Here is a 20,200-nt window from a genome sequence, read left to right on the forward strand (position 1 = left end):
GGCCGCCCTTAGGCGCCCTGCTCCTCCAGCAGCGAATACTGCTCTTCGGGTTTCTCGCCGCGCACCGTGCGGTCGGTCAGGCGGGTCGGGTAATCGCCCGTGAAGCAGGCGTCGCAATACTGCGGGCTGTTGTTGTCGCGGCCCTTCTCGCCCATGGCGCGGTAGAGCCCGTCCATGGAGATGAAGGAAAGGCTGTCGACGCCGATCAGCTTGGCCATGCCTGCCAGATCGTAACGCGAGGCCAGCAGTTCTTCGCGCTCCGGCGTATCAACCCCGTAGAAACAGGAATAGCTGGTCGGCGGCGCGGCGATGCGCATGTGCACCTCCTTCGCGCCCGCTGAGCGCACCATCTCCACGATCTTGGTGGAGGTGGTGCCGCGTACGATGGAATCGTCGACCAGAATGACCCGGCGGCCTTCCAGATACGCCCGGTTGGCGTTGTGCTTAAGCTTCACGCCCAGGTGGCGGATCTGGTCGGTCGGCTCGATGAAGGTGCGGCCCACGTAGTGGTTGCGGATGATGCCGAACTGGAAGGCGATGCCGGACTCCTCGGCGTAGCCCAAGGCGGCGGGCACGCCGGAATCGGGCACCGGCACAACCACGTCGGCGGCCACGCCGCTCTCGCGCGACAGTTCCGCGCCGATGCGCTTGCGCGCCTCGTAGACGGAAGTTCCCTCCATCACGGAATCGGGCCGGGCGAAATAGATGTACTCGAAGATGCAGAAGCGCCGCTCGTGCCGCGCGAAGGGCCGGAGCGAGCGCAGGCCCTCCGGCGAGATCACCACCATCTCTCCGGCTTCCAGATCGCGCACGAAGTCGGCGCCGATGATGTCCAGCGCGCAGGTCTCGGAGGCGAGGATATAGGCGTCTCCCAGCTTACCGAGGACCAGCGGGCGCACGCCCAGCGGGTCGCGCACCCCCACGACCGCGTCGCCGAAGATCGCGACCAGGGAATAGGCGCCCTCGACCTGATGAAGGGCTGAGATCAAGCGGTCGGTGACGGAGTTGCCGTGGCTGGTCGCCATCAGGTGCACGATGGTCTCGGTGTCGGAGGTCGACTGGAAGAGTGAGCCGCGCTGCACCAGCGTCTTGCGCAGCGTCATGGCGTTGGTGAGGTTGCCGTTGTGCGCAATGGCGCAGCCGCCCGAGGCGAAATCGGCGAAGAGCGGCTGCACGTTGCGCAGCGCCGTCTCGCCGGTGGTGGAATAGCGCGTGTGACCGATCGCCGAATGGCCCTGCATGCGCTCCATGATGGTCGGTTTGCCGAAGATGTCGCCGACGTGGCCCATGTCCTTGTGGCTGTGGAACTGCTTGCCGTCATAGCAGACGATGCCAGCCGCCTCCTGACCCCGGTGCTGGAGCGCGTGAAGCCCCAGCGCCGTGAGGCTGGCCGCGTCCGGGTGTCCGAAGACCCCAAAGACGCCGCATTCCTCATGCAGCTTGTCGTCGCGCTCAAAAGGGTTGGTCGTGATCATGGCGAATGGCCTCGCGCCTTCGTTTGTGCGTAAAAGCTACTGCTGCTGACCTTCGATCAGCTGGTCGAGCCCCTGACGTTCGCTATCGGAGTATCCGCCATCGGATCCTCCTGCCGCTTCACCCCCTGAGTTTCCGCCTTCCGCGCCCTCGGTCGAATCGCTGCTTCGCGGCGCGATGATCTCTTCCATCTGGCGGTCCACTTCTTCCTGCACCCGCTCGCGCACCGCATCTCCCGTGGCGTCGCGGGCGTCATTGACGCTGCGCACGCTGTCTTCGCGGATGTCTTCGGGCACCAGGGCTTCCAGGATTTCCGCACCGGTCTCCACGATGGGCCGGGACTTTGCCTCCTGAAGCCACTCCGGACGGTCCTCGCTCGGCAGCACCCAGGAGAGCAGAAGCCAGCTCAAGCAGACCAGAAAAGCGCCACGGACGAGACCGAAAACAAAGCCGAGACTGCGGTCCAGCGCGCCCAGGGCCGATTCCTTCACTCTCTTGGTAATTGAATGCGAGAGCAGAGAAATCAAGATCAGGACCGCGATGAAAACCACCACGCCGGCCACGATCTGCGCCACCAATTCGCTGGAGATCACCTCCATCACATAGGGCGTCAGCAGCGGATAGCCGTAGAGCGTTGCGAAACCGGCCCCGATCCAGGCGGAGACCGACAGCACCTCGTGCACCAGGCCGCGGAAAAAGGCCAGCAGGCCCGAGATCAGCAGCACGGCGACCACGACGATGTCGACGATGTTTATCGGCAGAGATTCCATTCGGCGTCGCCCGCTATCCCTCGTCGTCCCAAAGGGCTGCTTCGCTGGGGGCTTTGTATGCGCTTGTCATCATCTTGTCACGCCCCGATTTCCCCGGATCACGGCTCAGGCCTCTTCCAGGCGGCGGCGCGGCGAGCGCCCGGCGATCATGGCCACCAGGTCCCGCAGATGGCCGATTTCCTTGCGTTCCAGCTTGCTTTCGCCCTTGGCCTTTCGGCTCCGCGCCCGGGGCAGGATGGCGCCAGAGAATCCGAGCTTCTCGGCCTCTTTCAGGCGCGCTTCCGTTTGGCCGACGGCGCGCACCTCACCGGAAAGCCCGATTTCGCCGAAGACCACGCAGTCCTCGGCCACCGGATTGTCGCTGGCCGCGGAGATAAGCGCGGCCGCGACGGCCAGATCGCAGGCGGGCTCGCTGATCTTCATGCCGCCGGCCACGTTCAAGTAGACCTCCTTGCCGCCCAGCATGAGGCCGCAGCGCGCCTCCAGCACGGCCAGCACCATGGAGAGGCGGGCGGAGTCCCAGCCCACCACGGCGCGGCGCGGCGTCGCCATGGGGGAGGCGGAGACCAGGGCCTGCACCTCCACCAGCACCGGGCGCGTGCCCTCCATCCCGGCGAAGACGGCGGCGCCAGAAATCTGATCCTGGCGGTCGGCGAGGAACAGGGCGGAGGGGTTCGAGACCTCCTCCAGCCCCCGGTCGGTCATCTCGAAGACGCCGATCTCGTCGGTCGCTCCGAAGCGGTTCTTGGTGGCGCGCAGGATGCGGAACTGATGGCCGCGCTCGCCCTCGAAGGTCAGCACGGCATCGACCATGTGCTCCAGCACCTTGGGCCCGGCGATCACGCCCTCCTTGGTCACGTGTCCGACCAGGATGAGGGAGAAGCCGCGCTCCTTGGCCAGCTTGATCAGCGCCTGTGCCGAGGCGCGCACCTGGGCGACGGTGCCCGGCGCGGAATCGAGATTGTCGACGTACATGGTCTGGATCGAATCGATCACCACCACGCCAGCCGCCGCGCCTTCCAGGGAGGCTGCGATGTCGCGGACCGAGGTGGCGGTCGCCAGCCCAACGGGTGATTTCTCAAGCCCCAGACGGCGCGCGCGCAGGCGCACCTGATCGATCGCCTCCTCGCCGGAGATGTAGAGGCAGGGAACCTTGTCCGGCCCGGCGGCCATGGAGGCCACGGCCTGCAACAGCAGGGTCGACTTGCCGATGCCGGGATCGCCGCCGACGAGGACGGCCGAGCCGGGCACCAGGCCACCGCCCGCGACCCGGTCGAACTCGGCGATGGCCGAGCGGCGGCGGGGCAGGGGCGCGCTCTCCCCTTCCAGACTCTGGAACTCCAAGGCGCGGCCACGGGACGAGGGGCTCTTCTTCAGCCCGCCCGGCGCGACCGTCAGCTCTTCTTCGACCAGGGTGTTCCACTCGCCGCAGGCCTCGCAGCGTCCCGCCCACTTGGGGTGGCTGCTGCCGCAGCTTTGACAGACATAGTGGGACTTGGAGCGGCTCATGAGCGGTCTTTGACCTTTCTTGCCCCTGTCAGGGCGCGCGCACCTGCATCTTGATCGGGCCTTCCGCGCGACCGTTGATGAACTGGTCGACGTAGTCGTTGCCCGACCTGTCGATCTCCGCCACCGGACCGTCCCAGATGATCTGCCCTTCATAGAGCATGGCGATGCGGTGGCCGATCTTGCGCGCGCTCGCCATGTCGTGGGTGATCGAGAGGGCGGAGGCGCCCAACTGTCCGACCGTCTCCGCGATCAGGTCGTTGATCACGTCGGACATGATGGGGTCCAGCCCCGTGGTGGGTTCGTCGAAAAAGATGATGTCCGGATCGGTCGCTATGGCGCGGGCGAGGCCGACGCGCTTCTTCATGCCGCCGGAAAGCTCTGCCGGCTGAAGCGCGCCCACATCGGGGCCGAGCCCGACCTGCGCCAGCTTCTCGATGGCGATTTCCTTCGCTTCGACGCGCTTCATGCCTTCGCCCTGCATCAGACCGAAGGCGACGTTCTCCCAGACGGAGAGGGAGTCGAAGAGCGCCGCGTTCTGGAACAGCATGCCGATCTTGCGGTTGATCTCGTCGCGCTCGCTGGCGCTGGCGCCCACGACCTCGTCGCCCTCCACCTTGATGGAGCCGCGGTCGGCGTCAAGCAGACCCAGGATGCACTTCAGCAGCACCGACTTGCCCGTACCCGAGCCGCCGATGATGACCACGGACTCGCCCTTGGAGAGCTCCAGGTCGATGCCGCGCAGCACCTGCTTGGACCCAAAGGCCTTGTGCAGGTCGCGCACCTCGATCATGTCAGCCGCGGCGTTCATCGGGAAAAGAAGAGCTCCGTAATGACGTAGTTGAAGGAGAGGATCAAGATCGAGGCCGAGACCACGGCGTTGGTGGTGGCCGTGCCCACGCCCTGCGCGCCGCCGCGCGAGTGGTAGCCGTGATAGCAGCCCATGAGGCTGACCAGGAAGCCGAAGACGGCGGCCTTGACCAGACCGGAGACCACGTCCGCGACCTCCAGGAAGTCCACGGTGTTCTTCAGGTAGTTCCCGGCGTTGAAGTCAAGCTTGTAGACCGACACCAGATAGCCGCCGAAGACGCCGATGATGTCGGCGACCAGCACCAGCAGCGGCAGCATCAGCACGCCTGCTATGATGCGCGGGGCGATCAGGTACTTGAAGGGGTTGGTGGCGAGCGTGCTGAGCGCGTCGATCTGCTCGGTCACGCGCATGGTGCCGATCTCCGCGGCCAGCGCCGCGCCGACGCGCCCGGCGACCATCAGCCCGGCCAGCACCGGTCCCAGCTCGCGGGTGATGGAGACCACCACCACGTTGGGAATGGCGCTCTCGGCGGAGAAGCGCGCAAAGCCGGTGTAGCTCTGCAACGCCAGCACCATGCCGGTGAAGATGGCCGTCAGGCCCACCACCGGCAGGGAATAATAGCCGATATCCAGCATCTGGCGGACGATCAGGCGCGGATAGAAGGGTGGGCGAACGCAGTGACTGACCGCCTGCACCGCGAAGATCAGCAGGCGCCCAATGGCGGTCATCAGTTTTAGAGTCAGTTGCCCGATGGGTTGCAGGATCGGCATGCGGCTCTTCGACTTCGCCCCTCAGTCTCTAGGCGTCTGCGCCCGACGGGTTATCCGCCGCGGTAGAGACGCTGGTAGCGACGGCCCAGGTCCGTCAGGATCTCGTAGCCGATGGTCCCCGCGGTCTCCGCTATTTCATCCAGCGTGACCTCGGCGCCGATCAGCTCCACCCATTCGCCGGCGCGGGCCGCCTCTTCGGGCGCCTGCGTCACGTCGAAGGCCGACAGGTCCATGGAAACGCGTCCGGTCATGGGCGCGATCGCTCCGCCACAGACCGCCCGGCCCTTCCCGGACAGGCTGCGCAGATACCCGTCGGCGTAGCCGACTCCCACCGTGGCGATGCGCCTCGGCCCCTCAGCTCGGTAGGACGCACCATAGCCAACGGCATCACCAGCGTCAATTGAACGAACCTGTAGGATTTTTCCTTCTAATGTAACCACTTGGCGCATGGGGTTCGGCTTGCTGGGGGTCGGGTTGACGCCGTAGAGCGCAACGCCCGGCCGGCCCAGATCGAAGAGCGCGTGCGGCCCCAGAAAAAGCCCGCAGGAATTGGCGAAGCTGGCGGGGCAGGGTGGCAGTTGCGCCAGCGCCGCCTTGAAGCGTTCGTGCTGGAACGCGTTCATGGGGTCTTCCGGATCATCGGCGCAGGCTAGGTGGGTCATGATGTAGCGGAGGTCGATCGGCCCCAGCAAGTCGCTGCGCTGGATCAGCCGTTCCAGCTCGTCCGGGCCAAGACCCAGGCGGTTGATGCCGCTGTCGATGTGCAGGACGGCCGGAAGCCGCTCCTCACGCTCGGCGGCGAGCTTGCTCCAGCGTTCCACCTGCTCCAGGGAGTTGAGCACCGGATGAACGCCGGTCTCCAGGTAGGCTGGCGCGTTGCCGGGCAGGAAGCCGCCCAGAACGAAGATCTGCTGGCGTTCCGGCAGGGACAGCGCATCCAGGATCGCGCGCAGGCGCAAGCCCTCTTCCGGCAGCGCCACGAAGAAGACGCGCGCCCCGGCCCGCGCCAGAGCGGGGGCGGCCTTGTGCAGGCCCAGGCCGTAGGCGTCGGCCTTGACCACCGCCGCGCAGTCGCCGCCGCCCATGCGGCCTTTCAGGATGCGCCAGTTCTCGGCGAGCGCGTCGAGGTCGATGGTCAGCCGGCCCGATACCAACGCCGGGTCGCCGGGCAGCGCCGTGATCGGGGGCGTGGTCGGCATGGCGTCCCTTAGTACCGTTCGGGCAGGTGGTCGGGGCCCACGTAGTCGCTGAACTTCGTGGTTGCGCCGTCGAAGTGGAACATGCGCTTGCCGGTGGGGCCGTGACGCTGCTTGGCGACGATCACCTCGGCCAGGCCATAGGCCTCCTCGCAGCGCTGTTGCCAGGCGCTGTAGCGCTCATCGAACTTGGTCTGGTCCTCGTCCGGCCTGCGGGTGGGCTCGGCCTTTTCCAGGTAGTACTGGTCACGGTAGATGAACATCACCACGTCGGCGTCCTGCTCGATCGAACCGGACTCACGCAGATCGGCCAGTTGGGGATGCTTGTCCTCCCGCTGCTCCACCGCGCGCGAGAGCTGGGAGAGCGCCAGGACCGGCACGTTCAATTCCTTGGCGATGGCCTTCAGCCCGCGCGAGATGTCGGAGATCTCCTGCACCCGGTTCTCGCTGCGCGCGGAACCGGAGGGGCGCATGAGCTGAAGGTAATCGACGATGATGAGGCCCAGATCGTGGCGGCGCTTCAGGCGGCGCGCGCGGGTCCGGAGCTGGCTGACGGAGATGGCCGGTGTGTCGTCGATGTAGATCGGCAGGCGGTCGAGGTCGGACTGCACCTGAACCAGCCTGTTGAAGTCCTCCTCGTTCAGCTCGCCACGCCGGATCTTCTCAGAGGATATCTCGCTCTGCTCGGCCAGGATACGGGTCGCCAGCTGCTCGGAGGACATCTCCAGGGAGAAGATGCCGACCACGGCGCCGTCCACGGCCTTGCGCTCGCCCGAGGCCGTCTCCTCGTACTTCAAGCGGCGCGCGGCGTTGAAGCCGATGTTGGTGGCCAGCGCCGTCTTGCCCATGGCGGGACGGGCGGCCAGGATCAAAAGGTCCGACTTGTGCAGCCCGCCCAGCAACTCGTCCAGATCGCGCAAGCCGGTCGGCACGCCGGAGAGCTGTCCTTCGCGCTTGTAGGCGGACTCGGCTTGCAGGATCGCCTCGGCCAAGGCCTTGTTGAAGGGCGTCAGCTCGGCTTCCGCGGAGCCCGTCTCGGCCAGGCCGAAGAGCTGTTCCTCGGCGGTTTCGATCTGGACGCTTGCGGGGCGGTCGAGGTCATAGGTGAAGGCCTCGTTGACCACCCGCTCGCCGAGCCCGATCAACTCGCGGCGCAGATGAAGGTCGTGGATCGTCTTGGCGTATTCCCCGGCGTTGATGATCGAGACCACCGAGCCGGCCAGCTTCGCCAGGTACTGCGCCCCGCCCACCTCGGTCAGTTCCTCGCGCTGGTCGAAGTAGTTCTTCAGCGTGACCGGGGTCGCCAACTGGTTGCGGTCGATCAGGGTCTTGCAGGCCTCGAAGATACGCTGGTGCGCGGGATCGGCGAAGTGATCGGGCTCCAGATAGTCCGAGATGCGCTCCATCACGTCGTTGTTCGAGAGCAGCGCGCCCAGAAGCGCCTGTTCTGCCTCGAAGTTGACGGGGAGTTCGCGGACCGGGGCGTCCTGCTCTTCGTCGCGAAGGGGACGGATGTTGCTGTTGCCTGTTTCCATGACCGGAGACTACACCGCCGAAATCTATCCACAGGGAGTTAAATGCGAGGGAATCGGTAACGCTTTACAGATTCTTCCGCTTGTTTTCCGATCATAAGTCTGCGCCTGGAGTCGACCCTATCTACTCGGCCGCGCTCTGCTTTTCCCAGGGCAGGGGGTGGGCCTGCTCCCACTCGGTGATGAAGTCGCGCGTCAGCGGCAGGGCGTCCTGCTTCTTGGCCAGAAGGATCTGGAAGACCACGAGTCCCTCGTGGCGGAACCCCATCTCCGAGCCGACCAGATAGAACTCCCACATGCGGCAGAAACGCTCGTCGTAGAGGTCCCGGACCTTGTCCCGGTTGCGCTGGAAGGCCTCGTGCCAGTGGCGCAGCGTCTCGGCGTAGTGGAGGCGCAGCAGCTCGATGTCCATCATGTAAAAGCCGGAGTCCTCGATGACCGGGGTCAGCTCGGACAGGGTCGGCAGGTCGCCGCCGGGGAAGATGTACTTGCGGATGAAGGGATTGACCGGTCCCGGCTCGTTGTAGCGCCCGATGGTGTGCAGCAGGAACACGCCGTCCTCGTCCAAAAGGTCGTAGGTTTTCCGGAAGAACTCCTCGTAGTTCCGCTTGCCCACATGCTCGAACATGCCGACCGAAACGATGCGGTCGAAGGTGTCGTTCACCTCGCGATAGTCGCGCAGCTCGAAGCGGACCTTGTCCTCCAGCCCTTCCTGCTTCACCCGCTCGGAGGAGAGGCCGTGCTGTTCGGTGGAGAGCGTGACGCCGGTCAGATCGCAGCCGGTCTCACGCGCCAGCGACAGACCCAGACCGCCCCAGCCGGAGCCGATGTCCAGGACCTTCAGGCCCGGCTGCTTGATGTAGAGCTTGGCGGCGATGTGGCGCTTTTTCTGCGCCTGGGCGCGCTCCAAATCGTCGCCGGGGTCCATGAAGTAGGCGCAGGAGTACTGGCGGTCGCTGTCCAGAAAGAGGTCGTAGAGCTCGCGCGAGAGATCGTAGTGATGCGCGACGTTCTCGCGCGCCTTGCCGATGGGATTGTACTGCTGAAGGTTCCGGCCCTGGCGCAGCATCTTGTTCGCGGCCTTGGTGACCGGATGGCCCTCCAGGTTCGCGTAGTTCTTCATGGCCAGTTCCATGAAGTCGCGCAGGTCTCCGTCCTCCACGCTCCAATCGCCGTCCATGTAGCTTTCGGCGATGGCGAGCACGGGGTTGGCGAGCAGCTTGTGGGTGCTGGGCGACCGTTTCACCGCAAGGGTGCACTTGGGCTTGCTGCCGTCGCCCATCAGGGTCGCCGTGCCGTCCGGCTCCACCATTTTCAGCGCGCCGACGCGCACCGTCGCTTCGATCAGTTTACGAAACAGCATGGCCACACCTCGACCGCATTGCTGTCGGCGCACCCGGATTGGGGCCGGAAGCGCCCGTTTTTACTCCAACTGACGAAATGCTAGCGAACATGACCGGCTTATTTCAACCAGACTTGCAAGCGGGCCTGCGACAGGCGGCTCGAAGGACCGGTTCAAAATCGGCCAGGCCCAAAAGAAAAACCGGGGCGCCAAGGCCCCGGTTTTCCATGTCGTTCGGTCTTTTTCGGAGGCCGGCTTAGCCGGGCGACATGCCGCGCAGCCTCTCCGAACGGCGGCGCAGCAGTTCCAGGACCGTCAGCAGGATGATGGAGATGGTGATCAGCACCGAGGCGACCGCCAGGATCGTTGGAGAGATCTGCTCACGCAGGCCGGTGAACATCTGCCAGGGCAGCGTCTTCTCGCCGGCCGAGCCGACGAAGAGCACCACCACCACCTCGTCGAAGGAGGTGATGAAGGCGAAGAGCGCGCCTGAGATGACGCCGGGAATGATCAGCGGCATCTGGACCTTGAAGAAGGTCGTGACCGGGTTCGCGCCAAGGCTGGCGGAAGCGCGCACCAGGCTCTGGTCGAAGCCGACCAGGGTGGCCGTCACGGTGATGATGACGAAGGGCGTGCCGAGCGCCGCGTGCGACAGCACCACGCCCCAGTAGGTGCCTTGCAGGCCGATGCGCGAATAGAAGAAGTACATGCCAGCCGCGGAGATGATCAGCGGCACGATCATTGGCGAGATCAGGATCGCCATGATGGCGCCCCGGAAGGGGACGTGCCGCTGCGACAGCCCGATGGCGGCGAGCGTTCCCAGGCTGGTCGAGAGCAGGGTCGCGACCGGCGCGATACGCACGGAGTTGTAGAGCGCCTGCTGCCAATCGCTGTTGGTGAAGAAGTCTTCGTAGTGCTTCAGCGAATAGCCGTCCGGATCCAGGCGCAGCATTTCCGGCGTGAAGGTGAAGAAGTCGCTCGCATTAAAGCTCAGCGGCAAGATCACCATGATCGGCATGATCAGGAAGAAGAAGATCAGAGCGCAGATGACCCGGAAACCGTAGTACCAGGTGATCTGGAGCGGCGAGGCGTAGGGAGGGAGTCCTGACATGTCTCGTTACCCCAGTTTCACGTTATCGATGCCCACGATCTTGTCGTAGACGTAGTAGAAAATCAGGATCACCGACAACAGGATGACGCCCAAGGCCGCCGCCAAGCCCCAGTGGAGGGACGAGGAGATGTGATAGGCGATCCGGTTCGAGATGAAGATGCCTGAGGTGCCGCCGACCAATTCCGGCGTGATGTAGTAGCCGATGGCCAGAATGAAGACGAGCACCGCGCCGGCGCCGATGCCGGGCAGGGAGTTCGGGAAGTAGATCTTCCAGAAAGCCGTCCAGTCGGTCGCGCCAAGGGACTTGGCGGCGCGCACGTAGGAGGGCGAGATTGTCTTCATCACCGAATAGAGCGGCAGGATCATGAAGGGCAGCAGAATGTGCGTCATCGCGATGATCGTGCCGGTCTGATTGTACATCAGCTCCAACCTGTCTTGGTCGCCGACGATGCCGAGGGAAACCAGCGTGTCGTTCAGGACGCCCTGTTGTTGCAGCAGCACGATCCAGGAGGAGGTGCGCACCAGCAGCGAGGTCCAGAAGGGCAGCAGCACGAGAATCATCAAGAGGTTCGATGTCCTGAGCGGCAGATTGGCCAGCAGAAAGGCGATGGGATAGCCCAGGACCGCGCAGGCCAGCGTGATCAGGGTTGATAGCAGCATGGTCCGCCAGAGCAGGTAGAGGTAGATCCGCTCGTCCTCATCCTTCATCTGAACGCCCTCGGCGGTCAGCTCCGCATCAACGGCGTTCAGGAAATAACCCGCCGTGACCGTGCCCGAGTAGCGTTTGATGGTGGCCCAGACCTCTACGTCGCCCCAGTCCTTGTCGATATCCAGGAACTGTTCGCGGTAGTTGCCTTCGTCCATGCGGTCCGCGCGGCGTCCGGTCTTGCGGAACAGGCTGGAGATCCCGGGCGTCTCATAGTTGAGGCGCGAACCGACGCGCGTATGGATCTTCTTTTCTTCGGCGATCACCAGATCGGCATGCATCGCCGCGAACACTTCTTCGGGCGGCATCTCGCCTGAGGTGGCGTCCCAATCCTCCAGCGCCGCCACGGTGCGCGGCAGGGTATCGGGCACGATGGAGTTCTCCACCGAGCGGTAAAGCATATCGGCGATGGGCATCACGAAGGTGATGACGATGAAGGCCAGAAGCGGGGCGATCAGGAATACGGCGCGGAGCTTCTGGCGGCGCAGGGCGCGTTGCAGGCTGACCTTCAGTGGCGTGCCGTCCGCCGCCAGCATGGGGCCGTCTTGGGCCGTTGTCTCGCTCATGTCCGCCTCGCCTGCAGGGTTGTTCTAAAAAGGAACGTCTTAAAAGGGATCAAGGGCCGGGGACGGCGTGAAACGGCCGCCCCCGGCTGATCTTCTTAGGCCTTACTGGGTCAACCAGACCTGGAACTTGGCGTCCAGATCGTCACGGTTGTCGGCCCACCACTCGTAGTTATAGAGCAGCGTGTTCTTCGCGTTGTTCGGATCGGTCGGCATGTGCGGAGCCATCTCGATACCGAGTTCGGCGTGCTTGCCAACCAGCGGCGCGGAAGACTTGCGAGCCGGGCCGTAGGAGATGTACTTGGCCTGATCCGCAAGACGCTGCGTGTCGGTGGCGAAGTAGATGTAGTCGAGAGCGCGCTTCTTACGCTCCTCGCTGAGACCGGCCGGGATGATCCAGCCGTCCAGGTCGAAGACCTGCCAGTCCCACAGCATCTTCACCGGCTGGTTCTGCTCCTCGATCACGGAGAAGAGACGGCCGTTGTAGGTGGAGCCGATCACGGCCTCACCGTCGGCGAGGCGCTGCGGCGTCTCGGCGCCGGCGGACCACCAGATCACGCTGTCCTTGATGGTGTCGAGCTTGGCGAGAGCGCGATCAACGCCTTCCTCGGTGGAGAGCACGTCATAGACGTCCTCAGCCGCCACGCCGTCACAGAGCAGGGCCCATTCGACGTTGTTGATCGGGCGCTTCTCCAGGCTGCGGGTGCCGGGGAAGTTCTCCAGATCGAAGACGTCACAGATGTCGTCCGGCTCATTGCCGTTCCACTCGGCGACGTCGGTGCGGTAGCCGAAGGTGGTGGAGTAGACGATCTGCGGAATGAAGCAGTCGGAGACCAGCAGGTCGCCGAAGTCCTCGGAAGCGGGGGTGCCGTCCGGGGCCGGGGCCAGCATGGTGTCCGGATCGATCTCCATGGCCAAACCCTCGTCGCAGAGGCGGATGGCGTCGGCGGCGACCACGTCAACGACGTCCCAAGTCACGTTCCCGGCCTCGGCCATGGCGCGCAGCTTGGCGACGGCCTCCGCGGAGGACTCGTCGTTGATGATGTTCACCTCAGGATTCTTTTCCATGTAAGGCTCATGGTAGGCGTTCTGCTGAGACGCCGAGTAGGCGCCTCCCCACGACACGATGGTCATGTCCTCGGCCTTGGCGGCGGAGGCGACGACCAGCGCGGCGGCGGACGCAGCAGCTAGGTATGTGAACTTCATTGCTTACTCCCTGTTCTTTCAGTGCCCGAAGAAAATCTATGGGGCCGGATCCGTCTCGGGCGTGGCGGATCCCAGCAAAGGGTTAGATCAAGCAGCTTCCCAGACATCCAGGGCGCGGCAATCTTCCGTCACCCATCCGATGGGGGTTTCCTCTCCAACCTTCAAAGCCGCATGCCGGTGGCTGTTGGGGACCTTGACGATGAAGTCGTCATGCCCCGCAACTTCCATCCGGGAGCGGATGTGATCGCCGAGGTAAATCAGCTCGACGACCTTTCCTGTCAGTTTGTTGTCCGCGCCCTCGTCGCCGAGCAGCACGCGCTCCGGCCGGATCGACAGGGTGGTGCGTTCTCCGACGCCACCGCAGTTGACCGCCAGGGCTTTGACCTGGGTGCCCGAGTCGAGCGTGACCGAAGCGGTCTCCCCGCTGATGTCGGACACCTTGCCGTAGAGCTTGTTGTTCTCACCGATGAACTGCGCCACGAAGGCGTTCGAGGGCTTTTCATAGAGCACCTCGGGCGCCGCGAGCTGCTGCACCACACCGTCGTTGAAGACGGCGATGCGGTTGGACATGGTGAGCGCCTCGGACTGATCGTGGGTCACGTAGACCACGGAAACGCCGAGCCGTTCGTGGATGTGTTTGATCTCGAACTGCATTTCTTCGCGCAGGTTCTTGTCGAGAGCGCCGAGCGGTTCGTCCATCAGCACCAGATCGGGCTCGAACACCAGGGCGCGGGCGACGGCGACACGCTGCTGCTGGCCGCCTGAGAGCTGCGCGGGACGGCGACCGGCCATCTGCGGAAGCTGCACCATGTCGAGGGCGCGCTTGACCTTCTGCTCGACGGTCGCCTTGTCCAGATTGCGGACCTTGAGCGGGAAGGCGAGGTTCTCAGCCACGGTCATGTGGGGGAAGAGCGCGTAGTTCTGGAACACCATCCCGATGCCGCGCTTGTGCGGCGGCACGTTGTTGATCGGCTTGCCATTGAGGAATATCTCGCCGTGCGTCGCCGGTTCGAAGCCCGCGAGCATCATCAGGCAGGTCGTCTTGCCTGAACCCGAGGGTCCCAACATTGTCAGGAACTCGCCGCGCTCGATGTCGACGTTGAAGTCCTTCACGACCAGCGTCTCGCCGTCATAGCTCTTCTGGACACGGTCGAACTTGACGATGATGTCGCTGTCGGTCCCGCTGCTAGACTCCATGAACCTGCCCATCCTTTCTGTTCCCTGGCCCGCCGGCGCCGACCGCTGCGTACGGCCAACGACCATGAGGCCGTTGTTCGAGGCGTTCTTCGAGCAACAAGTGGAAAGCAAGGCGAAGGCGCAGTTCTTGCGCTGCACCAAAAGGCCGCGTTCGCCGTCCCATCTTTTCGGGGACATTATGCGCCGCGGTCGAGAAGCCCTGGTCCCTGTTCTCTGACCCTCATTTATTAGGGCGAAGCATAGGGGGGCTGTCACACGATGGTCAAGCTTCCGAAAAATCTTTTATTTTCAGGGCGTTGGAAAAAACGTCACGCAGCGCGTTTCAGTCCGACCTTCGCCCAGGCTTCCGTTAAGGCCTCTATGAAGCGCTGCATTGCGGCATCGTCATGCAGGGGCGAGGGGGTCAAACGCAGCCTTTCGGTGCCACGCGGCACCGTGGGGTAGTTGATCGGCTGGACATAGATTCCATGGTCTTCCAGCAGGATGTCGGTCAGGAGCTTGCAGCGCTGCGCGTCGCCGACCAGAACCGGCACGATGTGACTTTGTGACGGCATCACCGGGAAACCGTTGGAGGCCAGCAGGTCCTTCATGCGCTGCGCACGCTCCTGATGCTTGCGGCGAAGCTCGGGGCTGGCCTTTAGAATCTGGACCGACCGTCGGGCGCCCGCGGCGATCGCGGGCGGCAGGGCCGTCGTGAAGATGAAGCCCGAGCCATAGGAGCGCACGAAATCGCAGAGCGCGGCGCTGGCGGCGATGTAACCGCCGATGCAGCCGACCGCCTTGCCGAGGGTCCCCTGGATGAGATCGACCTGATCGGCGACGCCCATCTCCTCCGCCACGCCGCTGCCGCGCTCTCCGTAGAGGCCCACGGCATGGACTTCATCGAGATAGGTGAGCGCGCCATAGCGTTTGGCGAGTTCGCAGAAGGCCCCGATGGGCGACTTGTCCCCGTCCATGGAATAGACCGACTCGAAGGCGATGATCTTGGAGGCCTCGGGCGGGGCGGCCATCAACTGGCGCTCCAGATCCGCGGCGTCGTTGTGCTTGAAGACGCGCTTTTCCGCCCGGCTGTGGCGGATGCCCTCGATCATCGAGGCGTGGTTCATGGAATCGGAAAAGACGATGCAGTTGGGCAGGCGCGCGGCCAGCGTGGTGAGCGCGGTCCAGTTGGCGACATAGCCGGAGGTGAAGATCAGCGCCGCTTCCTTGCCGTGCCAGTCGGCCAGTTCGCGCTCCAGCAGGACGTGCTCATGGGTGGTGCCGGAGATGTTGCGCGTGCCGCCGGCCCCGGCGCCGCAGTCCGCGATCACCCTCTGCATCGCGGCGAGCACTTCCGGGTGCTGGCCCATGCCGAGATAGTCGTTGGAGCACCAGACCGTGACCGGCTGCTGGCGGTCGCCGACAAAGCGGTTCGCGTTGGGGAAATCACCTGCCCGGCGCTCCAGTTCCGCGAAGCTCCGGTAGCGCCCTTCCGCCTTCAGCGCGTCCAACTGCTGCTTGAAATAACTGTCGTAATCCATTCCACCCATTCGAGCGTGTCGTTTGAGTCACCGGCGGCGAGGGACTTTGCCCAAGCAGCGGTGTCACGCTCCGCTTTCCCGTTTTTTCGAGTTCCCGTTTTTCAATTTATAGCGCGTCTTCGTCCCCCATTGGTAGGGGGCAAAGCCCACCGGCGCAAAGGCCGGTGGGGCGTTATGCCGCAAGCGCCGTACCGTGCTTGTCCGGCCTCAAGCCTCCCCAAGTCAGGCCGCCATCCCTTCCTGACGCATCCAGGCCAAGGTGTCGTCCAGGGCCGCGCCGAAACGCTCAAGCAGCAGGTCGACCTCGGCTTCGGTGATGATCAGAGGCGGACAGACGGCGATCGCATCGACCATGTTACGCAGGATCAGGCCATGGTCGCGCACCAGCTTGTCGAAGGCGGCGCCCACCTTGCCCGGCGGGTCGAAGGGGGCCTTCGTAGCCTTGTCGGCAACGAGCTCCACCGCGGCCACGAGGCCTACGCCGCGTACCTCGCCCACCAGCGGGTGGTCTTCGAAGCGGCGCAGTCCTTCCTGCAGGCGCGGGGCGACCTTGGCGACGTGGGACAGGATGTCGCGCTCCTCATAGATCTTCAGGGTCTCCAGCGCGACGGCGGCGGCCACCGGGTGACCGGAATAGGTGAAGCCGTGCCCGAAAACGCCGATCTTGTTCGAGTTCTCGGCCGTCGCCTTGTAGACCGCGTCGGAGATCAGGACGGCTGAGATCGGCAGGTAGGAGGAGGAGAGCTGCTTGGCGACCGTCATGATGTCGGGCTGGATGCCGTAGGTCTCGCAGCCGAACATCTTGCCCGTCCGCCCAAAGCCGCAGATCACCTCGTCGGCCACCACCAGCACGTCATACTTCCGGCAAACCTTCTGGATCTTCTCCCAGTAGGTAGCCGGCGGGACGATCACGCCGCCGGCGCCCATCACCGGTTCGCCGATGAAGGCGGCCACGGTTTCAGGACCCTCGGCCAGGATCATGCGTTCCAAAGACTCAGCGCAGCGCGTGGCGAAGTCCTCTTCGCTCTCGCCGGGTTCGGCGAAGCGGTAGTGGTGCGGGCAGTCCGTGTGCAGGATGTTGGCGATCGGCAGATCGAAGTCGCGGTGGTTGTTGGGCAGGCCGGTCATGGAGGCGGAGGCCACCGTGACGCCATGATAGGCCTTGATCCGGCTGATGATCTTCTTCTTTTCCGGGCGGCCCAGCGCGTTGTTGTAGAACCAGACGAACTTCACCACGGTGTCGTTGGCCTCGGAGCCCGAGTTGGCGAAGAAGACATGTTCCAGCCCCTCCGGCGCCATCGCCGTCAGCCGTTCGGCCAGATCGATGGCCGGGCCGTGGCTCTTGTGCGCGAAGGAGTGATAGAAGGGCAGCTTGCGCATCTGGTCGGCGGCGGCCTGCACCAGCCGCTCTTCGCCGAACCCGAGCGAGGCGCACCAGAGGCCCGCCATGCCCTCGATGTAGTGCTTGCCTTCGCTGTCGGTGACGAAGACGCCCTTGCCCTCTTCGATGACCAGAGGGCCGTCCTTCTCGTGCTTGACCCAATTGGTATAGGGGTGGAGGACATGGGCGATGTCCCGCATCGCCAGGGAATTCGACCGCTCGCTCATGGGCGATGCTCCTATGGAAAGAGTTTTCTCCTGGCCGGCGGGGCGGGTGTCCTGCCATCGCGCCAGCCAATGGCAAGAGACTATACCCGCGGCAAGCGGCGGGCAAAGGGATAGAAAGCGTTGACAGGAATTGCGGTCCGCTTAGGCTCAGCGGTCAACCGGTCGGCGCGTTCGCGCCGGCCCGAAAATCAAGATGATCCGCGCTGGCAGGCCTTCTACGACAGGCTGATCCAGCGTCCGCGGGAAAGAAGTAGTCTAGTGGGGGAACGGTAAGGACCCATGCGTTGTGTCCTGGCAGTGCTGTGCTTCTGTCTGCTCGCCGGAGTCGCGCGGCCGGGCATGCTTCATGCCGAGACCCTGCGGTGGATGCAGCAGTCCGACATCCAGACGCTCGACCCTTACGGCAGCAATGAGTCCGCGACGCTCAACTTCCTCAGCAACGTCTACGAAGGCTTGATCCGCAGGGACCAGGACCTGGTCATCCGGCCCGCTCTCGCCGAAAGTTGGGAGCAGCTATCCCCGACCCGCTGGCGATTCAATCTGCGCCGCGGAGTGCGCTTTCACAACGGCAACGCCTTTACCGCGGACGATGTGGTCTTCTCCCTGGCGCGCGTGCGCTCGGAAGGCTCGGACGTCGCCGGGCGCGTGCCGACGGGAACCGAGATCGAGAAGATCGACGACTTCACCGTGGAGTTCACCACCCCGAAAGCCAATCCCAGGCTGATCGCCGAGTGGGCCTCCTGGTACATCCTCGATCGGGAGTGGGCGGAAGAGCACGGGGCCGAGCAGCCGTCTGCCTTGCCGGAGTCCGCCAGCGCCTATGCCGCCTTGAACGCGAATGGCACCGGGCCCTTCCGGGTCGTGGAGCGCAGGCCCGGCGAGCGCACCCGCCTTGAGCCTTTCACCGGCTGGTGGGGCGAGGCGACCCACAACCTGACCGAGGTGATCTTCCTGCCGGAACCCGATGGACAGGCGCGGGTGAAGGCCTTGCTGGAAGGCAAGGCGGACCTGATCCAGCCGGTTCCCGTCGTGGCCGTGCCGATCGTCAACGACAGCGATGTGGCCTCGGTCATGACCGGGCCGGAGCTGCGCACCATCTTCCTCGGCATGGATCAGGACCGTCGCTTGCTGCGCGGATTCGAGCCGCCGCATCCCAACCCTTTCCTGGACCAGCGGGTGCGCGAGGCGGTCTATCTCGCGATCGACGTGGAGCGGATCAAGAAACGCGTCATGCGCAACCTCTCGACGCCTGCGGCCATGATGATCTCGCCGTTCCTCTACAGGCCTCCCGAGCCGATCAAGCGCCCGGAATACAATCCTGAGCGGGCCCGCGCGCTGCTGGCTCAGGCCGGGTATGCCAGCGGCCTGGAAGTGCCGCTCGACTGTCCCCGCGACCGCTATCTGAACGACGAGGCGCTCTGCAACGAGATCGCGGCGATGCTGGGCGAGGTCGGGATCGAGGTGCGGTTGAGGATCCTTCCGAAGAGCGAGTTCTTCGCAAAGGTCCTGGCGCCGGACTACGACAGTTCCTTCTATCTCTTCGGCTGGCTGCCGTCCTCCCTGGAGCCCTACAACGTCATTCACAACCTCTTCCTGTGCCGGGAGCCGGGAGCCAGGGGTCGCGGGCGTTTCAATATCGGCGGCTACTGCAACGAGCAGGTGGACGCCCTGGGCCGCCGCATCGAATCCTCTCTGGACGCGGATGAGCGCTCCGCCATGATCGCCGAGGTCTTCCAGCAGGTCGCCCGCGACTGGGCCTACATACCCCTGCACCAGCAGGGCCTCGCCTGGGGTATCGCCAGCGGCGTCGAGGTGCCCCAGCGCGCCGACGATCAGGTGATGCTCTGGCGCTTGCGCATGAACTGACGGCGGCGCCTCTCGCTTCCACGAAAGATCACCGGCTTGATCCAGGTCAATGAGGCCGGGCCTTGCTTGCGTCCATAACTCTCCAAACATAGCGATGGAGGGCGCAAGGATCATGGCGATCAAGGACATACTTCTGCATCTCGACGACTCAAAGGCCGCCAAGGCGCGCATCGACGCCACCTTGGCGCTGGCCGACGCACAGGGCGCCCACGTAACGGGCCTGGTCGCGGTCGCTGCCCCCTCCATGCCCGGCTATCTGCGCAACAACCTTCCGCGCGAAGCCCTGGAGGCGCAGGAGAACTTTCTGAACGAAATTTCGACCAACGCCGCCGAGCGGTTCGAGAAGGCCGCCAAGGCATCCGGCGTCGAATACGAGCTGCGCAGCCTGCGCGCGCCCGACGCCGCCCTCGCCGACGCCATCTCCGTGCAGGCGCGCCACTGCGATCTGGTGGTGATGGGCCAGGAGGACGAGACCGACTCCGCCAGCCTTTCCCGCGAGGTGGCGGAAGAGGTCTTGCTGGCATCCGGCCGGCCGCTCCTGCTGATCCCCTATGTCGGCCTGCAGCGGCCCATCGGGAAGACCGTCGCCATCGCCTGGGACGGCGGGCGCGAGGCCACCCGTGCGGTCAACGACGCCCTGCCGCTGATCCAAGACGCGGACAGCGTGGTGATCATGGTCGTCAACAAAGGAAAGCGCGACGAGAGCCGCGACCCCGGCAGCGATATCGCCCGGCACCTGGCGCGTCACGGCGTGAAGGTGGACGTCCAGCAGCTTCAGGCCAAGGACATCTCCATCGCAGACGCGATCCTGGACCGCATGGCGGACATCGGCGCCGACCTTCTGGTCATGGGCGGATACGGCCATTCCCGCACGCGCGAACTGGTCTTGGGCGGCGTCACGCTGAAGATCCTTCAGCAAATGACCGCGCCGGTCTTCATGTCGCACTAGAGGCGACGGCCTCTCGCTAGGGGCTCCGCCCCTTCAAAGGAACCTTCTCTCCGGCCCGGCCGCGGCTGGTCACT

16 protein-coding genes are annotated in these 20,200 nt (G+C 64.6%); 2 read left to right on the forward strand and 14 right to left on the reverse strand.

Going from position 1 to position 20,200, the window contains the following annotated elements; all coding sequences use genetic code 11:
- Positions 1-8: 8 nt before the first annotated feature.
- The 14 genes from purF to P8X75_03045 form a co-directional block, all read right to left on the reverse strand.
- Positions 9-1,475: an amidophosphoribosyltransferase gene (gene purF / locus P8X75_02980; protein ID MEJ1994163.1), complete on the reverse strand. Its 1,467-nt coding sequence runs from the start codon at positions 1,473-1,475 to the stop codon at positions 9-11.
- Between the two features lie 36 nt (positions 1,476-1,511).
- Positions 1,512-2,243: a CvpA family protein gene (locus P8X75_02985; protein MEJ1994164.1), complete on the reverse strand. Its 732-nt coding sequence runs from the start codon at positions 2,241-2,243 to the stop codon at positions 1,512-1,514.
- A gap of 105 nt (positions 2,244-2,348) precedes the next feature.
- Entirely contained in the window at positions 2,349-3,752 is a 1,404-nt protein-coding gene (radA, locus tag P8X75_02990) for a DNA repair protein RadA (protein ID MEJ1994165.1), read from the reverse strand.
- Between the two features lie 28 nt (positions 3,753-3,780).
- Entirely contained in the window at positions 3,781-4,560 is a 780-nt protein-coding gene (locus tag P8X75_02995; GenBank protein MEJ1994166.1) for an ATP-binding cassette domain-containing protein, read from the reverse strand.
- On the reverse strand, positions 4,557-5,330 hold the full coding sequence (locus P8X75_03000; protein MEJ1994167.1) for an ABC transporter permease: 774 nt from the start codon (positions 5,328-5,330) through the stop codon (positions 4,557-4,559). The genes P8X75_02995 and P8X75_03000 overlap by 4 nt, the downstream gene beginning before the upstream one ends.
- A gap of 50 nt (positions 5,331-5,380) precedes the next feature.
- Positions 5,381-6,529, reverse strand: coding sequence for an alanine racemase (gene alr, locus P8X75_03005; protein MEJ1994168.1), 1,149 nt, complete (start codon positions 6,527-6,529; stop codon positions 5,381-5,383).
- Between the two features lie 8 nt (positions 6,530-6,537).
- Positions 6,538-8,061, reverse strand: coding sequence for a replicative DNA helicase (locus P8X75_03010; protein MEJ1994169.1), 1,524 nt, complete (start codon positions 8,059-8,061; stop codon positions 6,538-6,540).
- Positions 8,062-8,182: 121 nt separating this feature from the next.
- Positions 8,183-9,421 carry a cyclopropane-fatty-acyl-phospholipid synthase gene (locus tag P8X75_03015; protein ID MEJ1994170.1) on the reverse strand — a complete coding sequence of 413 codons (1,239 nt, stop codon included), beginning with the start codon at positions 9,419-9,421 and terminating at the stop codon, positions 8,183-8,185.
- Between the two features lie 235 nt (positions 9,422-9,656).
- Positions 9,657-10,511: an ABC transporter permease gene (locus tag P8X75_03020; protein ID MEJ1994171.1), complete on the reverse strand. Its 855-nt coding sequence runs from the start codon at positions 10,509-10,511 to the stop codon at positions 9,657-9,659.
- 6 nt (positions 10,512-10,517) lie between these two features.
- Positions 10,518-11,783: an ABC transporter permease gene (locus P8X75_03025; protein ID MEJ1994172.1), complete on the reverse strand. Its 1,266-nt coding sequence runs from the start codon at positions 11,781-11,783 to the stop codon at positions 10,518-10,520.
- 102 nt (positions 11,784-11,885) lie between these two features.
- A complete protein-coding gene (locus P8X75_03030; GenBank protein MEJ1994173.1) occupies positions 11,886-12,986 on the reverse strand; it encodes an extracellular solute-binding protein in 1,101 nt (366 codons plus the stop codon).
- Positions 12,987-13,073: 87 nt separating this feature from the next.
- Positions 13,074-14,183 (reverse strand): ABC transporter ATP-binding protein, encoded by a 1,110-nt coding sequence (locus P8X75_03035; GenBank protein ID MEJ1994174.1) that lies wholly within the window; start codon positions 14,181-14,183, stop codon positions 13,074-13,076.
- A gap of 308 nt (positions 14,184-14,491) precedes the next feature.
- A complete protein-coding gene (hemA, locus tag P8X75_03040) occupies positions 14,492-15,703 on the reverse strand; it encodes a 5-aminolevulinate synthase (GenBank protein ID MEJ1994175.1) in 1,212 nt (403 codons plus the stop codon).
- A gap of 222 nt (positions 15,704-15,925) precedes the next feature.
- A complete protein-coding gene (locus tag P8X75_03045; protein MEJ1994176.1) occupies positions 15,926-17,311 on the reverse strand; it encodes an aspartate aminotransferase family protein in 1,386 nt (461 codons plus the stop codon).
- 279 nt (positions 17,312-17,590) lie between these two features.
- Between P8X75_03045 and P8X75_03050 the strand changes: the two genes are divergently transcribed.
- Together P8X75_03050 and P8X75_03055 are read left to right on the forward strand one after the other, a co-directional pair.
- Entirely contained in the window at positions 17,591-19,177 is a 1,587-nt protein-coding gene (locus tag P8X75_03050; protein MEJ1994177.1) for an ABC transporter substrate-binding protein, read from the forward strand.
- A 112-nt stretch (positions 19,178-19,289) separates the two neighbouring features.
- Entirely contained in the window at positions 19,290-20,126 is an 837-nt protein-coding gene (locus P8X75_03055; GenBank protein ID MEJ1994178.1) for a universal stress protein, read from the forward strand.
- The last annotated feature ends 74 nt before the right edge of the window (positions 20,127-20,200 follow it).

This window comes from Limibacillus sp. (assembly GCA_037379885.1).
Taxonomy (GTDB): Bacteria; Pseudomonadota; Alphaproteobacteria; order Kiloniellales; family CECT-8803; genus JARRJC01.

What these genes read in the sequence shown, in the direction of transcription:
- alr (MEJ1994168.1), bottom strand. Translation starts at nt 6,529, where the DNA reads ATGCCGACCACGCCCCCGATCACGGCGCTGCCCGGCGACCCGGCGTTG.
- purF (MEJ1994163.1), bottom strand. Translation starts at nt 1,475, where the DNA reads ATGATCACGACCAACCCTTTTGAGCGCGACGACAAGCTGCATGAGGAA.
- P8X75_03050 (MEJ1994177.1), top strand. Translation starts at nt 17,591, where the DNA reads ATGCGTTGTGTCCTGGCAGTGCTGTGCTTCTGTCTGCTCGCCGGAGTC.
- P8X75_03000 (MEJ1994167.1), bottom strand. Translation starts at nt 5,330, where the DNA reads ATGCCGATCCTGCAACCCATCGGGCAACTGACTCTAAAACTGATGACC.
- P8X75_03045 (MEJ1994176.1), bottom strand. Translation starts at nt 17,311, where the DNA reads ATGAGCGAGCGGTCGAATTCCCTGGCGATGCGGGACATCGCCCATGTC.
- P8X75_03030 (MEJ1994173.1), bottom strand. Translation starts at nt 12,986, where the DNA reads ATGAAGTTCACATACCTAGCTGCTGCGTCCGCCGCCGCGCTGGTCGTC.
- P8X75_03015 (MEJ1994170.1), bottom strand. Translation starts at nt 9,421, where the DNA reads ATGCTGTTTCGTAAACTGATCGAAGCGACGGTGCGCGTCGGCGCGCTG.
- P8X75_03035 (MEJ1994174.1), bottom strand. Translation starts at nt 14,183, where the DNA reads ATGGAGTCTAGCAGCGGGACCGACAGCGACATCATCGTCAAGTTCGAC.
- P8X75_03025 (MEJ1994172.1), bottom strand. Translation starts at nt 11,783, where the DNA reads ATGAGCGAGACAACGGCCCAAGACGGCCCCATGCTGGCGGCGGACGGC.
- P8X75_03020 (MEJ1994171.1), bottom strand. Translation starts at nt 10,511, where the DNA reads ATGTCAGGACTCCCTCCCTACGCCTCGCCGCTCCAGATCACCTGGTAC.
- hemA (MEJ1994175.1), bottom strand. Translation starts at nt 15,703, where the DNA reads ATGGATTACGACAGTTATTTCAAGCAGCAGTTGGACGCGCTGAAGGCG.
- P8X75_02995 (MEJ1994166.1), bottom strand. Translation starts at nt 4,560, where the DNA reads ATGAACGCCGCGGCTGACATGATCGAGGTGCGCGACCTGCACAAGGCC.
- radA (MEJ1994165.1), bottom strand. Translation starts at nt 3,752, where the DNA reads ATGAGCCGCTCCAAGTCCCACTATGTCTGTCAAAGCTGCGGCAGCAGC.
- P8X75_02985 (MEJ1994164.1), bottom strand. Translation starts at nt 2,243, where the DNA reads ATGGAATCTCTGCCGATAAACATCGTCGACATCGTCGTGGTCGCCGTG.
- P8X75_03055 (MEJ1994178.1), top strand. Translation starts at nt 19,290, where the DNA reads ATGGCGATCAAGGACATACTTCTGCATCTCGACGACTCAAAGGCCGCC.
- P8X75_03010 (MEJ1994169.1), bottom strand. Translation starts at nt 8,061, where the DNA reads ATGGAAACAGGCAACAGCAACATCCGTCCCCTTCGCGACGAAGAGCAG.